We start from the raw sequence: 15,855 nt of genomic DNA on the forward strand, positions 1-15,855 counted from the left end.
TAATAGGAAAACCGTTGTATCTTTGCCGTCCACATCGCGGGGTAGAGCAGTAGGTAGCTCGTCGGGCTCATAACCCGAAGGTCGCTGGTTCGAGTCCAGTCCCCGCTACTAGCAAAAACAAGGGTTTCCAAAAAAGGGAACCCTTTTTTTATTTCTCATGTGAAACAAATAGGTTTATTAATCCGCACTTCCATTCCTAACATTTATTTGCTTTATTTTTTATCAATAAGTGCTATTATAATGACAATTAATAATTATATTTGTATATTATTGCTATTATGATATCACTTATTACATCAAAGAAAGCGCAGAACAAGGTGGCCCAAAATATAAGGGCGCTGCGCCTTGAAAAAGGATACACCCAAAAAGGATTGTCCGAGCGCTCAGGCGTAAGCTATGCCTCTTTAAGAAAGTTTGAGCAAACGGGTATTATCTCACTGGAGTCTTTTTTCAAGTTGGCGATGGTGCTAGGTTGCTTAGAAAAGCTCATAGAAGCCACTCAGCCCATAGAAAACGAATTTTCATCCATTGATGAGGTCTTGGACAAAAAGCAAGAAAAGAAGCCTAAACGGGGCTGGCGCAAATGAGCAGTTATATATCTATAGAGGAATTAAAGGTTGGGCTTCAATTTGATACTGAAGTGATACCTGTTGGCCGGTTGGCGCAACGAGACCATAAGATATATTTTGAATATGATGCGGGCTTTCTTCAATCCGACCTAGAAATATCACCACTAAAGCTCCCCCTGGATAGCGGCCTGCATGTTTTTGATTATAGACCTTTTGAGGGTTTGCCCGGTGTTTTTAACGATAGTTTGCCTGATGGTTGGGGCAGATTGCTTTTTGATAGATATATACGCAGCCAAAATCTATTACCGGAAGATTTCACGCCGTTAGATCGCTTGGCCCATGTGGGGATGGGCGGGCTAGGTGCACTTGTATATGAGCCTGACCATTCCAATCTAGAAAAAGAACATGAGGCCGTTGATCTTGATATCCTTTCACAGCAGACACAGGATGTTTTGGAAGGAGAAGCAAACGAGGTCTTACAAGAGTTGATTGATTTGAACGGTTCTTCTGCTGGCGCGCGCCCCAAGGCACTGATTGGACTGGATGCTTCAAAAAAGAATATTATTTCCGGTAAACACAACTTGATTGATGGTTATGAGCATTGGCTTGTAAAATTTGCCAATAGCAATGACGGGGCGGATGCAGGTGCTATTGAATATGTCTATGCCCTTATGGCCGAGGAAGCAGGCGTTGAAATGATGCCCGTTCACTTGTTTGAGGCCAAAAAAGGGGCTGGTTATTTTGCTACGCAGCGTTTTGACAGGAACGGCAATCAAAGATTACATGTCCATACCGCCAGCGGCGTACTGCATTCCAATTTCAGAGTTCCCTCCTTGGATTATGAAGATTTGCTCACCCTAACGGGTGTATTGACCCAAGACATCCGCGAAGTGGAAAAAATGTACCGACTGGCGGTCTTTAATGTCATGTCTCATAACCGTGACGACCATGGAAAAAACTTTTCATTCCTGATGGATGCAAAAGGAAAATGGAAATTCTCCCCAGCCTATGATTTGACCTTTTCATCCGGCCCAAGAGGGCATCAAAGTACCATGGTTATGGGTGAAGGTGGGTCTCCTACTCTGGAACACCTGATTAGTTTGGGCACAGAGGCAAATTTGAAAAAGAAAAAAATTGAAGAAATAATAGAGCAGACCAAACATGTACTAAGTCAATGGGAAGATTTAGCATCAAATTACGGCGTCACAAAAACCAATATCAAGCTCATAAAATCCAGAATGCTATAGGTGAAATAGCACATTCTCTAATCCTTTTCTTGACCAGATAGCATTTCCCAATGACTATAAAACTGTTTTTGAAAGCACTCTAATCTTACCATTAACTCATTGCAATAAAAAGGTGGTTACAACAAAACCATGATCGGACGGATACTCAATTTCCTTACCATTTATATGGATAGTTTCCCCAAAAAAGGCCATGTAGGATTCTGAACTTATTGGAGTGATATTTCCCTTATAAAAAATGTAGTCAATCCTATGAGAATCTACTTTTTCTTTTGTATCCCATGTAATACCGGGATGCCAAATGGGATTGGGATGTGTTTCTCTATAGGAATCCTTAAACCCAATACTCGCTAGTACCTTTGTGGAATACCAGGGCACAACCAATCCATTGTGCATACTCTTGGTTTCCCCGTTCCAGTCGAGATGAGAAGGGGAGTTCATATCACCGCCCAATACCATGGGTATGGAATCGGTTTTGGAAGTATATTCTTGGAGATAGGGCATTACTTTTTCAATCATTTCGGCACGTTTTCCGGCAGCCTCCCATGCCAGTAGTGCCTCGACCGACTTCCCCATATCTTCGGGAGCATCATTCCAGGGCAAGTAATAGAACCAGTTGGAAAAGAAGTTAATCTTCCTTCCATCGACCACAACTTCACGACCGCCCAAATAAAACGGGAAATCAGTATCTATACGCTTTCCGAAGGGATATTTTGAATAGATGGACAGATTAATCCTTTTATCATCCAAAGGAGTGCCTTCAGGAGCAACCAGATGGAAATTATATCCCAAAGCATTGGCTACTTGGGGTCCCGAACCATAGGTTTCGACCATCATGATGACATCCGGGTCAATTTCCCTGATAATATCGATGACCCGTTGTGGACCATCCTTTAGGTCATTGCCCCCATGCAGTATGTTCCATGCCATAACCTTTAGGGTCTTTTTTGTGGCCTGGGCCATACCTAAGCCCACCATCATCAAAAAAATGTTGCAAAGTATTATCTTGATTGTTCTTTTCATCTGTTACATTGTTCAATATTGATGTGGATAATAGGTGTTCTGCAAAGAGCCATCTTCATATAAGTCCAAAATGGTATACCCTGGCGGGGTTTCATGGTACCAATATTTTTGGGCAGAATCCTTATCGCCCTCACCCCACCAAAAACCACTCATAGATCCGTTACAATAATAATGCACATTATTGTAGATAGCGGTATCCAACAGGTGTACATGACCACTAATACAATGTATACGCTTATCTTGGTGCTTGTACAAAAGTTTAGTGATGGGTAACGAATCTTTGTGGTTACCTCCAACAGCATGGGTAGAGGCCGATAAAATGGGGTAATGTGACATTACCAAAACCGGAGTGTCCTTGGGTAATTTGGCCAAGTCATCCGAAAACCACTGGAGCTGTTCCCTACCCAAGGCTCCACCACCATTGTTATTGCTGTCCAACACCACAAAGTGCCATCCATTTTGATCAAAGCTGTAGTACGTCGAGGGCATATCCAGTTGCTCCATGGCAAATTTTTTCCCGTACATGGAATCCTTTTTGTTAGGGGCGGCCCACCACATATCGTGGTTGCCCAAGCAGCTGTACATCTTATAACCGGCAAATTTCTGGCGTGCTGCTTTCCATAACGTCCACATCTCATGTACTTGTTCACGAACAATATTATCATAATCCGCCGCCATAATGCTATCCCCGCCATTCAAGAAGAAATCGATTTCCCTCTTTTTGATCTCATTTATACATGAAGCAAATCTATCGGGGGCATTGTTATCGGCACTCAGATGCACATCGGTGATATGGGCTATCCTCAAGACTCTTTGCTTGTTTACACCTTCCTTTTGCCCCATCATTGGATTGGAGACCAAAGCCCCACATCCTGTCAAGGCTATTCCCTTGATTAATTTTCTACGTTTAAAATCCATTTTTCCATTATTGTATGGGCAAAAAAGGAGGCCATAAAAACCTCCTTTTCTACTAACTCAAACTATTAAAACTACTGAAATTATTCCCATCCAAAAACTTGATCTAAATTAGGGTTTAATGCAACCTCTGATGCTGGAACAGGTCTGTAATAATGTTTAGGCGCATCAAAGGCACCCCTGTCTCGAGTTCCAACAATATACCCACTTGTACCATTGGTGAGGTATACATTGGCACTAGTATTGCCGACTTCGGCCACTGTGTAATAGATTAATTCCGCACCCAACGAATTGGTTTCCTTGGGATCAGGCACAGCGTCAGATAAATCAAGAAGTACAATATCATCCACACCATCACCAGTAAGATCATATCTACCTAAACCAGGAAAATACATCCCTATAGGTTCTTTTTCCATCAGTTTTCCCGCACCCCATCGGTTCAAGTCGTCCAAACGACGCCCTTCAAAAGCCATTTCTACTCGGCGCTCCCTTCTAATCTCTAAAAGCACCGCGCTGGAGACTTCCGAATATCTGGCCGCCTGTATAGGGTCGGCAGTTACTCCCATGGTCAAATGGGGCATATTTGCCCTATCTCGTAACACGTTTATTGAAATATCCAAATCAGATTGAGCTAAGGTTCCCAATTCTGCTTTAGCTTCAGCATAGTTGAGGAGTATCTCTGCATAACGCAATACTGGAATATCTATATTGTTCTGCACATTATTTGATGGGTCATTAACAAACCCCTTGATTTGGTGATAACCCGTAAAGTTCTTTTTGAACTCTTGTACATAAAGTGTATTCCCTGGACTATAGGTTGATGTATAATATAATTCCCAACCTGGATAAGCATACGTTTGAGACAAACGTGGATCACGATTTTGGAATTCCTCAACAAAAGTCATAGTATCTGAATTAGGCTGGTCACTAAAATATGAGCCATCTGCCATAAGGTAGGTTTCCAAAAGATCGCGAGCCGGACTCATTTCATAACCTCCAAATATGGTCTGGGTATCACTAGCATCCTTAACATCTGTCTCATGGATATTGGTCAGGATTATTTCTGAAATGGATGTCAGATCCTGACTTTCAAAAAGAGAATGATAATCACTTTCAGGATTTCCAGTATTGTAAATAGAAAAACTTCCACTGTCCATGATTTCTTTTGAAACTGTTGCTGCCAATTGCAAATAGGTATTGGCAGAGGACTCCAAGCCCAACTCGCTATGATATTTTCTAAATGTACCTTCATGGAGGGCATTACGACTGTACATGGCTCCCACAACCCATTTATTAACTGCGCCATCAGGCTGATCGGTCATAACATTATCAAACGCAAACTGATAATCTTCAAAAATATGTTGTACAACAGTCTCACGGGAATCACTGGCTTTGAACAAGTCTTCGTCTGAAGTTCCCAATACAAAATCGTACCAAGGTACATTGGAATAGCGCTTTACTTTGTGCATATAAAAGTTGGCTCTAAAAAAACGGGCCACTCCTATATAATGGTTACGGATTTCATCCGTTACATTTGCTTTATCCGCATACTCCAAAAAAAAGTTGATATTTCTTAAATCCTCCCATTCCCAGCCTCCGGTAATGGTCGTTGAGTTCGCATCGGTCATCATAATGGTCTTGATTTCACGATTCCCTGTAGTGGCCGTATTATCAGTTGCCTCATCTGCATAGTAGATACTGGTTCCAGGAAAATTGTACAAACTGTTGATGTATATTGATAAATCCTCTTCAGTATTAAAGAAACTTTCTGCCCCTATTTCCGTTTCGGGCAGTTTGTCCAAAAAATCATCGTTGCAGGCTGCCAAGGAAACAATGGCCAAAACCGATAATGTTCTCTTAAGATATGTTTTGATGTTTTCCATTTTTTTAAACTTGTTTTTCATTAAAAGCTAACATTGATCCCTAAGGCATATTTACGTTGATAAGGGTATTGATAACCACTGGTTTCAGTACGTTCAGGTTCATGTGATGGGTTAAGACGTTCATCGATATCGGAGATGGATTCGGGATCGAAGAAGTCAGCAATTTCAGACCATTCAAATAGGTTGTCCCCGCTAAAATAAATCCGCATGGAAGAAATACCCATTTTATGGGTATACTCTGATGGAATGGTATATCCGAAAGTAATATTCTTAAGTCTTAGATAAGCTGCATTCAACATATATGCGGTCTGTGGTATGGCCAAGCCCTTGGCCTGATCAATTCGCTCCCCCAAATTTCGGTCGGCAAGCCACGCCTGTGCAACTGGGTACCTAGCATCAGTATTGGCACTTGCCAGACCAGCATCAATATAAGCTTGGGAATGTTGGGCCATTATGTCTGCTGAATCATCAGCAGCTCTGTAGAAATCGTTCAAATGCGCATAACCCCCAGCATATGGTTGTTGATAGAATCCCCAATAGAGGTAATCTTTTGGATAATAGTCTCTTTTGCCAACACCTTGCAAAAAGATACCTAAGTCAAAATTATTCCAGTCCATGTTCAGGTTCAATCCAAAACGGTATCTAGGCATCATATTTCCAATTACACTTGCATCTTTAGGGTCATCAGCAGTTGTACCCACTTCAATGGCCTGGTTTCCGTCACGATCTACATACTTGGGCCATCCTTCCACAATTTCCAAAGCCCCCCAAGGAATAATAGAGGTTTCATCCAAGGCATCAATTTCTGCCTGTGATTGGAACAGTCCATCGGAAGTCAACCCCCATATCTCACCAAGCTCCATTCCTTCTCGATACTGGGTAAGGCTGTTGGTTGGGTTATCAAATCGAGTAATGTAGGATCGGCTATCACTCAAAACAAAGCTTGCACTGAGACCAAAAGGTTTATTGGTTCCAAAACTGTTTTGATAGGTCAATGACAATTCCCAACCTTCTGTTTTTAAATCTGCTGCATTTTCCAATGGTTCACTTGCACCTAATACTCCAGGCAGGTCCCTGCCCAAGGTCAACATATCCTTGGTGTCCCTTCTGTAAATATCAAAACTGGCGCTAAGTTTATCTTTAAAAAGGCCAAGGTCCACCCCAAAATTCAAGGTAGTTACCGTTTCCCAACTATAATTGTCCGATACCAATCCAGGCGCTTTTACCTGCAAGGGCAATTCACCGCCAAGAATATAGTTTCCGCTGGCCGAAGTCATTGTTGGAATGTAGCCAAAAGCATCAACATCTTGATTGCCCAAAGTACCATAGGAAGCTCTAAACTTTAAAAGACTGACGGTGGGATCCAAAGCATTCATGAAGTTTTCACGTGATACATTCCAGGCAGCAGATACTGAAGGAAAAAAACCAAAACGTTTATCTTTTGGGAAACGCGAAGAACCATCATATCGACCGTTCAATTCTAAAATATATCTGTCTTTAAGGATATAATTGGCCCTATAAAAAGCACCACGAACCGCCCAACTATAATTATAGGTATTGTCATCATCCAGTAGTATAGTACCCGTAGCCAAATTAAACGCAGGCAGTGAAGCGGAAATCACCCCGTTACGATTTAAATAGAGATATTCATCATGATACTCTTCTTGGTTATAACCAGCCAAAAGCGTCAAACGGTGGTTCTCTCCAAAATTTTTGGTGAATGTGGTATAAATATTGAAAACATTGTACTTTTCCTCTCCAATACCTTTCCAAACCTTGTTTTCTCCCTCTTCACGTATGTCATCTGGGGCAAAACCAATTCTATATTTGGCATAATTGGCATCGTAATTCTGATTTTCCTGTTCATAAGTGAACTCTGCATTGATCTTTAGGATATCTCTCAGCAACCATGCTTGTGCCGTAAAATTGGTACGAAAGGTACTTGTCTGATTTTTTTCTTTTCCCCCATCAGTCAATTGGGCTGCCATTCGGCCCACGCTTGTATTTGCCCAGCTGCCATCAGGGTTTTCAGCATATTCATACGTGTTAAAATTGAACAGGGTACTGATATCAAAATATGAAGGATTTTTCCGTTTCCCGATGATGTAGGAAGTATTGTTCCCCAAGCTCAACCAATCGTTCAGTTGAGCATTCAATTTGGTTCGTATACCCATACGGGAAAAGAAATCATCCGCCAGAATCAACGAGCCATTGTCCTTATTATACGAACCGGAAACAAAATAATTTACTTTATCACTTGCACCACTTATGCTGACATTATGGTTTTGTGAATACGTGGTGCTTGATAAAAAGTAATCCGTCCAATCTTGGTTCCCCATATACTCCCACATTCCTGTAGAAGAGTTTTGTCGAACTCCTTCGGTACCACTTGGATTATCACTACGTTCGCGTGCCCATTGCCAAAAATCGTCTGAAAAAATTTGGTTATGCCACGGGGTATTCACCGAATAAGTATACTGAAGACGGGAATAGATATAAGGATCGATAATCTTTTCTGGCAATACTGTTGGAGTACCTACGGTAAGGTAGGTATTGTATTTAATATTGGCCTTACCTTCCTTACCATTCTTTGTGGTCACCAATACCACCCCAAAAGCGGCACGGGCACCATATATGGCCGCAGAAGAGGCATCCTTCAATACAGAGATGTTCTCAATGTCCTCAGGGGCAATTTGATTAAGATAGGAAACATCCGAAGGAATATTATCGATCAACACCAAAGGGTCACCTCCATTTATCGATGTGAATCCCCTAATATTGATTTTAGGGTTACCTCCCGGCGCTCCGCTGGAAAAATCAACGTTCAATCCTGGGGACATTCCTTGCAGACCTTGAGTAACATTATTTATGGGTCGTGTGTTCAGTTGTTTGACCGAAACACTGTTTACGGCCCCAGAGAGATTGACTTTCTTCTCAGTTCCAAAACCTACTACAACCACTTCGTTCAAACTCTGCACGTCTTCTTCAAGTACCACATTGATAGTAGTAGATGTTCCCACGGTAATCTTTTTAGTGGAAAAACCCATATAGGAAAATTCCAATGTTTGCCCTTCTCCAACTATAATGGTATAGTTTCCATCAAAATCGGTTGTAGTTCCGTTCGTGGTCCCTTCTACCACGACTGCGACCCCGGGTAGAGGTGCTTCTGATTTGTCAGTGACCACACCTGAAACCTCTTTTTGGGCAAAACTAAACGAGGCCATGGTCAAAAACAGTACTAAAAACAAATTGCGTTTCATTCTCATAGTGTTGATTATCAAGTTAAATTGGTTTATTTTTCAACTAGCCAGGTATTCAAAACAGTGTTGGTGGTTTCCAACACTACCTTACAAAAACCTTTGGGAATCTTTCTTAAGGGAATTACTGCCTTTCCACTTTTCAAGGAAATTGTTTGCAAAAGCTTATATACATCTTGGCCACCAGTATTAAAATTGTTGGTTCCGCTCACATATAGATTGCCTTCTCCTTCCGATAAGGGTCTCCAGGTTAAAACAAGGTTTCGTTTTTCTTTCTTGGCTTGGAGGTTTATGGCATCAACAGATTTTAAGAGAGAGACACCATCCCATTCCCTTTTTATTTCCAAAGGCACATCAATGTTCATAAAATCAGTCATTGTAGGAAGAAGGTCTACAATCCCAGTCGTATGGTTTTTAAAATAGGTATTGGTGTTTTTGGTATTGGTCACAATCCAGGTGCTTCTCTCTCGATCACTTTGGCCTCCATGATGCTTACCATCTTTTGGCCCTCTTCCATGGTCTGTGGTCACCAGTAACAACCAGTCTTCATTATAGGCTTGTTCTCTTTTTTTGATGGCCTGCCATATTTTTCCAACAAGTCCATCTTCAAAATGGATTGCTGCATTAAAGCGATCGCTATCTCCAAAACCATGGCCCACATCATCTGAAAATTCTAGATACACCCAAGAAACATCTGGAGCCTTTTCCAAAATGGTTTTGGAAGCATGGTCAGCAACTGTGTAATCAATCAATTTCATGAAGTTGCGCTGTTTATCATGTGGATAATTGATTGTATCATGCTCAAGACCATCAAAAAAGTAATCGACTTTTATGTTGTTGGTTTCTTCAAGGCCATCCCCGACCAATTTGGTGCGGTTATCTAACCAAGATGAGAATACTCCTATGGTTCCATTAGGGTTTTGGTCCTTGTAAAATCGAAATACGGTAGGATACCTATAATTAGGTGCTTTAATACCGTTGCCCCATACGTTATGCTTGTTTGCCCAAGTACCTGTAAGAAGACTGTTATAGCCCACAGCCGAAATAGTAGGTGTTTCAGAGTAGGTTCCCTTTCCTCCGCCTACATAAGCATCAGAATAACCGCCTTCCTTACCAATACTGTCCAGATATGGTGTATTGGCAGACTTAAGTTGATCCGCAGAAATACCATCAACAATAATGAAGACCACTTTTTTACGAAGCGTATCATTCGATATAAAATGACCTGCTTTTACTATGGAACAGCCTAAAAGAGCTATGGACAAAAAAAGGCGAAAAGTTTTCATAAAATGGTTTTAAAAGACCCGTCAAAGAAAAATAAATTGAACAAGTGTTCAATTAAAAAATATTTAAGTGATTGTTACGGAATCGTAAAATAAATTGAACGAATGTTCAATAAATGTATTTTAAAAAAAAAGAGTATTATTGTTGTTCAAATTTTAACAAGAATAGCCATGGGTCGAAAGAGTTTGGGACCGACAAGGCGGTTGGAAATCGTTAAGGCTTTTTACGAAGTTGCCAAGGAAATTGGGCTTGAAAATGCTTCTATAGCAAAGGTTGCCAATGCCATGGGAATCAGTAATGGATTGGTAATGCATTATTTTAACACCAAGGATGAGCTTTTGATAGGATTGAATGAATATATCTTGCAACAACACATCAATGTATTCATAGAAGGCAACCAAGGAACCATTAAAACCAGACAAGATTTGGAAAATTTGGTCCACAACCTTTTTTCCAGAAAATGGAACCAATATTTTGATGATGGGGTCTTTTACAGTTGTTATGCCATGATTTACCGGAATATGAACTTCAACAATAGTTTCAAACAATACCTTTTGAAATTACATGAAATATTGAGGGAAGAATTGAAACAAGCTTATGACAATGGCATCATATGCAACACCAATATTGATGAACTTACTGAAATTATTTTCGCTCTAATTGATGGGTCTTATTATTATATGGGCATGTTCGACCAAAATGACAAAGCGCACAAAAAGCAACAAGATCTATACATATCCCACTGCTTAAGTCTTCTCAAATACCCTGAATAATGAATATCTTTTTTGAGTCTTTAGGTTGGATCGGCACTTTTTGCTTTCTTTTTTCCTACTATATGCTCATTAAAGGAAAATGGCATTCAAATCAGCCTATATACCATTGGTACAATGTTATTGGAAGTGTTTTGTTTGTCGCCAATGGGGCTTACTATAAGGCTTGGGCCGTAATTTTCATCAATTTTGCTTGGGGTTGTATTGCTTGTTATGGTCTGTATAAATATCACACAAAATCCAGTTCGCAAAACTAAACTATCTAAGACCATGGTGCTTTTAGAAAGCTTCAATGTCCATTCAAACACAACAATGGTTAAAATCCAGTATTCTTCCCTTTATAATCCTCTAAACTTCAGCGTAGTTTCTTATCTTCTTTTCCCACTCCCAAGCAGATTTCACGGCATCGTCCAAAGTTGATTCTGCCTTCCAGCCCAGCACAGAATTTGCTTTTGCCGTATCCGCATAGGCCTGAACCACATCCCCATGCCTTCTTGGAGCAATTTTGTAGTTCAATTTTTCACCTGAAACACGTTCAAAACTTTGAATAACCTCCAAAACAGAACTACCTGTTCCAGTACCCAAATTGAATACTTCAAAATTTTCTTCATTTCTTACATTGACCAAACGTTCCATAGCAGCTACATGCGCTTTGGCCACATCAACAACATGGATATAATCCCGAATACAGGTTCCATCTGAAGTTGGGTAATCATCTCCAAAAACTGAAAGTTGTTCACGCAAACCAGCAGCGGTCTGCGTAATATAGGGCACAAGATTTTGTGGAACTCCAATGGGCAATTCACCAATATGTGCCGTAGGATGTGCGCCTATCGGGTTAAAATAGCGCAGAGCTATAGCAGACAAATTGCTATTGACCTTGCATGTATCCTTTATTATTTCCTCTCCCACCTGTTTGGTATTTCCATAAGGTGATTCTGCAGCTTTTACCGAAGCATTTTCTGTAATTGGCATGGTATCAGCCTGGCCATAAACGGTACATGAAGAGCTAAAAATGAAATTTGCTTTTTCCATTTGGGTCAATTCTTGTAAGATGTAAGTCAAAACCCCAAGATTATTCTCGTAGTACAACAATGGGTTTTCAACACTTTCGCCTACTGCTTTGGAAGCTGCAAAATGAATAACCCCATCAATATCTGCATATTTTGAAAAGAAATCCTGCAACTTTGCTTTGTCACGAAGGTCAAAAATTTCAACAATAGGACGTTTCCCGGTTATGGCAACAATACCCTCAATTACATCTTCTGAAGAATTTGAAAGATTATCTATTATGATGGCTTCATAGCCTTCGTTCTGCAATTCCACTACGGTATGGGACCCTATAAATCCAAGTCCTCCCGTTACTAATATTTTCTTTTTCATGAATACGAAATAAGGTTTTTATTTTTCCTTTAAGGTCGGTTCAATCGTTGAATAATTTAAGCGACCCGGGTTTGATGCATTTTTAAAGCCTGTTTTAGACTATCCCTCCAATCTGGAATCTGAATTCCAAATGTTTGCTCAACTTTTGATTTATCCAAAACACTATATTTTGGACGCTCGGCAGGTGTCGGATAAGCTTCAGTGGGAATGGGATATAATTCGATTCCCGTATCTGACAACTCAAAAATTGCTTTAGCAAAGCTATACCATGTGGTTTCACCTTGATTGCTATAATGATATACTCCGTATGATGTTTCCTGGGAATACACAATCTTTAAAACAAAAGCTGCCAAATCTTTGGCATAGGTAGGGGTGCCGAACTGATCATCAATAACCGAAAGTTCCTTGCGTTCTTCACTCAACCGAAGCATGGTTTTCATAAAGTTGTTCCCATATTCTGAATACAACCAGGACGTTCTAATAATAAAATGTTGTTTCAAAGTCATTTGAACACTCATCTCTCCATCTAATTTTGTTCCCCCATAAACACTCAAAGGATTACACTCATCTTCTTCTTGGTAAGGTTTACCACTCCTTCCATCAAAAACAAAATCTGTAGAGATGTGTATCATCGTGGCATCAAATTTTTCACAAGCTATCGCCAGATTTTTAGCGCCAATAATATTGACCTTCATGGCCCGTTCAACTTCTGTCTCTGCTTTGTCGACTTGGGTATAGGCCGCACAATTGATACAGTATCCGTATCGATTCTTTTTAAAATCCTGAATTACTTCCCTTCCATTAGAAATGTCAAGTTCTGATGATGATTTGAAAACAAATTCAAATTGATGATCGCCCTGTTTTGACACCAATATTTGAAAACATTTCCCCAATTGTCCATTACTTCCGGCAACCAAGACTTTCATTTTATTCTTTTTTAAGGGTTAAGGCAAATTTTTCCAAGGTTGACAAAACCTGATCTTTCTCTGAAATTATCAGTTCGTCTTTATCTAAAATCCAATCAATGTTAAGGCTAGGATCATCATACACTATTCCTGCTTCTGAATCTTTGTTGTAAAAATTGTCGCACTTATAGAAAAATAAAGCCGTCTTGCTTAAGGTAACAAAACCATGGGCGCAACCTCTGGGAATGTACAACTGTTTTTTGTTGCTTGATGACAGTACCGTCCGCACTATATTTCCATAGGTTTTTGAATTTTCACGTAAATCCACTGCAACATCCAAAACCTCGCCTTCCAAAACCCTGACCAATTTTGCTTGAGCATGTCTTCCCTTTTGAAAGTGCAATCCCCTTAAGACTCCTTTGGTTGAAAAGGATTGATTATCCTGAACAAAATATGGTTTTGCCCCAGTGGTCCGTTCAAATTTTTCTTGGTTGTAACTTTCAAAAAAGTACCCTCTTTCATCTTCAAAAACTCGAGGAATCAGTTCAAAACAACCATCAATATTTGTTTCTAGTACATCCATAACTTAAGAAATGGCTTTGAGCATTGCCTTGCTATACCCACTCTTCAGGTATGGCTCGCTTACTTTTTTGAATTGATTTTTGGTAATATACCCCATTTTATAGGCCGAAGCTTCAATAGCACCTATTTTTAGACCTTGACGTTCCTCAATCACTTGTACAAATTGTGCTGCCTGCATCAATGAATTAAAGGTACCTGTATCCAACCAAGCGGTACCTTGGTCCATAATACTGACTTTCAGCTTACCTCTTTCTAAATACTCGCGATTTATATCTGTTATTTCCAATTCCCCACGGGCGCTGGGCTGAATGTTTTTCGCTATTTCTACCACATCATTATCATAAAAATAAATCCCTGGAACTGCATAGTTTGATTTTGGTTGCTTTGGTTTCTCCTCTATGGAGATGACCTTGCCGTCTTCATCAAATTCAACCACCCCATAACGTTCAGGGTCTGTAACATGATAGGCATAAATAATGCCACCATCTGGGTCATTGTTGGACTGCAACAATACGTCCAAACCAGAACCATAGAAAATATTGTCGCCAAGAATTAAAGCCACTTTATCATCCCCAATAAATTCTTCTCCAATGATAAAAGCCTCCGCCAATCCGTTGGGATGCTCTTGGACCGCATATTCAAATCGACATCCATATTTTCGGCCATCACCCAACAATTTTTGAAACAAAGGTAAATCGTGAGGGGTTGAAATGATCAAAATTTCCCAAATCCCAGATTCTAAAAGTGTGGATAATGGATAATAAATCATGGGCTTGTCATAAACAGGCATAAGCTGCTTACTTACGGACAAGGTCAAAGGGTGCAATCTGGTCCCAGACCCGCCGGCCAAAATAATTCCTTTCATGACTAGGTTTTTTAATTTTTAGCGATACTTGAGTTCATTTTTTCCTTGAATTTGGCCAAGTACCAATCAATGGTTTTATCTATCCCGGTTTCAAAGTTTTCATCTGCTTTCCAGCCTAAATCCTGTTCAATTTTAGAAGCATCAATGGCATATCTAAAATCATGTCCAGCACGATCTTTCACAAAAGTGATTTGCTCTTTGTATGAACTTCCATTTTCTTTCGGAAACTTTTTATCCAAGAGTTCGCAAACTTTATTGGCGATGTATAGATTATTGCGTTCATTCTTACCGCCAATGTTGTAGGTCTCACCAGAAACCCCTGTATCATATGCCAAGGCAATACCCTTACAGTGGTCCAAGACATACAACCAGTCCCTTATGTTTGTGCCATTGCCATAAATGGGAATATGCGTTCCGCTCAATGCTTTTCTTATGATGGTAGGAATTAGTTTTTCATCATGCTGTTTGGGTCCGTAGTTGTTAGAGCAATTGGTTGTGACCACGTTCATACCATAGGTATGGTGGTAGCTTCTTATAATAAAATCTGAAGAAGCCTTTGAAGCACTATATGGACTATTGGGTGCGTAGGGAGTGGTCTCCATGAACAATCCTTCGTTACCTAAAGTTCCATAAACCTCATCGGTGGAAACATGGTGAAAACGTGAGTTTTTATAAGCCTCTTTATAAATATCAGGACCAACCATCCATCGCTTCTTGGACACATCAATTAAATTGAATGTGCCAATAATATTGGTCTGCATAAATGCATCTGGATTTGTGATTGAATTATCAACATGAGATTCCGCCGCGAAATGTATCACACCTTTGATATCGTACTTTTCAAATACATCCTCAATCAAAGCTCTATTACAGATATCTCCTTTAATAAATGTGTAGTTTTCATGACCTCCAACTTCACTTAAATTATCCAAATTACCAGCGTATGTTAGTGCGTCTAAATTGACCAAATGAATATCTGGATTCTGATCAAGGAAGTAGGGTATGAAATTTGATCCAATAAATCCAGCCCCGCCGGTTATTAAAACATGATCCATGCTTGTTTAATCTTAGTATTACTATTATTGTAAATATATACTTACGTATTTTTTTGTTTAAATTTATGTTGTGAAAGCCTATATTTTGTAGGTATTTTCCCTCTATTTAAATATTGACCC

14 protein-coding genes and 1 tRNA gene are annotated in these 15,855 nt (G+C 40.0%); 5 read left to right on the plus strand and 10 right to left on the minus strand.

Translation table 11 applies throughout. The features are described 5' to 3' along the window. The first annotated feature begins 35 nt into the window (after positions 1-35). The 3 genes from HJC33_RS00745 (at position 36) to HJC33_RS00755 (ending at position 1,816) form a co-directional block, all read left to right on the plus strand. Positions 36-108 (plus strand) — tRNA-Met (locus HJC33_RS00745). Between the two features lie 170 nt (positions 109-278). After that, positions 279-587 (plus strand): helix-turn-helix domain-containing protein, encoded by a 309-nt coding sequence (locus HJC33_RS00750; RefSeq protein WP_171656875.1) that lies wholly within the window; start codon positions 279-281, stop codon positions 585-587. Continuing rightward, positions 584-1,816, plus strand: a complete 1,233-nt coding sequence (locus HJC33_RS00755; protein WP_171656876.1) for a type II toxin-antitoxin system HipA family toxin — start codon at positions 584-586, stop codon at positions 1,814-1,816. The genes HJC33_RS00750 and HJC33_RS00755 overlap by 4 nt, the downstream gene beginning before the upstream one ends. 96 nt (positions 1,817-1,912) lie before the next feature. Here the strand turns inward: HJC33_RS00755 and HJC33_RS00760 are convergent, their stop codons facing one another. From HJC33_RS00760 to HJC33_RS00780, 5 genes are all read right to left on the minus strand, one after another. Further along, on the minus strand, positions 1,913-2,836 hold the full coding sequence (locus HJC33_RS00760; RefSeq protein WP_171656877.1) for an endonuclease/exonuclease/phosphatase family protein: 924 nt from the start codon (positions 2,834-2,836) through the stop codon (positions 1,913-1,915). 12 nt (positions 2,837-2,848) lie between these two features. Beyond that, positions 2,849-3,754, minus strand: a complete 906-nt coding sequence (locus tag HJC33_RS00765) for a metallophosphoesterase family protein (RefSeq protein WP_171656878.1) — start codon at positions 3,752-3,754, stop codon at positions 2,849-2,851. 80 nt (positions 3,755-3,834) lie between these two features. Further along, positions 3,835-5,634, minus strand: coding sequence for a RagB/SusD family nutrient uptake outer membrane protein (locus HJC33_RS00770; protein WP_171656879.1), 1,800 nt, complete (start codon positions 5,632-5,634; stop codon positions 3,835-3,837). 20 nt (positions 5,635-5,654) lie between these two features. Further along, positions 5,655-8,894, minus strand: a complete 3,240-nt coding sequence (locus HJC33_RS00775; RefSeq protein WP_171656880.1) for a SusC/RagA family TonB-linked outer membrane protein — start codon at positions 8,892-8,894, stop codon at positions 5,655-5,657. A 32-nt stretch (positions 8,895-8,926) separates the two neighbouring features. Then, a complete protein-coding gene (locus tag HJC33_RS00780; protein WP_171656881.1) occupies positions 8,927-10,177 on the minus strand; it encodes an alkaline phosphatase family protein in 1,251 nt (416 codons plus the stop codon). 168 nt (positions 10,178-10,345) lie between these two features. Between HJC33_RS00780 and HJC33_RS00785 the strand changes: the two genes are divergently transcribed. Further along, positions 10,346-10,948 carry a TetR family transcriptional regulator gene (locus tag HJC33_RS00785; RefSeq protein WP_171656882.1) on the plus strand — a complete coding sequence of 201 codons (603 nt, stop codon included), beginning with the start codon at positions 10,346-10,348 and terminating at the stop codon, positions 10,946-10,948. Beyond that, on the plus strand, positions 10,948-11,202 hold the full coding sequence (locus HJC33_RS00790) for a CBU_0592 family membrane protein (RefSeq protein WP_171656883.1): 255 nt from the start codon (positions 10,948-10,950) through the stop codon (positions 11,200-11,202). Before HJC33_RS00785 ends, HJC33_RS00790 begins: the two co-directional genes overlap by 1 nt. A gap of 91 nt (positions 11,203-11,293) precedes the next feature. Here HJC33_RS00790 and galE read toward each other — a convergent pair whose 3' ends face one another. The 5 genes from galE to rfbB are packed head-to-tail and all read right to left on the minus strand — an operon-like array spanning position 11,294 to position 15,735. Next, entirely contained in the window at positions 11,294-12,328 is a 1,035-nt protein-coding gene (galE, locus tag HJC33_RS00795; RefSeq protein WP_171656884.1) for a UDP-glucose 4-epimerase GalE, read from the minus strand. 56 nt (positions 12,329-12,384) lie between these two features. Further along, the gene (gene rfbD / locus HJC33_RS00800) at positions 12,385-13,254 is read right to left on the minus strand and encodes a dTDP-4-dehydrorhamnose reductase (RefSeq protein ID WP_171656885.1); all 870 of its coding nucleotides are present in this window, start codon (positions 13,252-13,254) and stop codon (positions 12,385-12,387) included. 1 nt (position 13,255) lies between these two features. After that, positions 13,256-13,816: a dTDP-4-dehydrorhamnose 3,5-epimerase gene (gene rfbC, locus HJC33_RS00805; protein ID WP_171656886.1), complete on the minus strand. Its 561-nt coding sequence runs from the start codon at positions 13,814-13,816 to the stop codon at positions 13,256-13,258. A 3-nt stretch (positions 13,817-13,819) separates the two neighbouring features. Next, the gene (gene rfbA, locus HJC33_RS00810) at positions 13,820-14,680 is read right to left on the minus strand and encodes a glucose-1-phosphate thymidylyltransferase RfbA (RefSeq protein ID WP_171656887.1); all 861 of its coding nucleotides are present in this window, start codon (positions 14,678-14,680) and stop codon (positions 13,820-13,822) included. 11 nt (positions 14,681-14,691) lie between these two features. Continuing rightward, entirely contained in the window at positions 14,692-15,735 is a 1,044-nt protein-coding gene (rfbB, locus tag HJC33_RS00815; protein ID WP_171656888.1) for a dTDP-glucose 4,6-dehydratase, read from the minus strand. Positions 15,736-15,855: the final 120 nt, after the last annotated feature.

The organism is Flagellimonas amphidinii, from assembly GCF_013090115.1.
Classification (GTDB): domain Bacteria; phylum Bacteroidota; class Bacteroidia; order Flavobacteriales; family Flavobacteriaceae; genus Flagellimonas; species Flagellimonas amphidinii.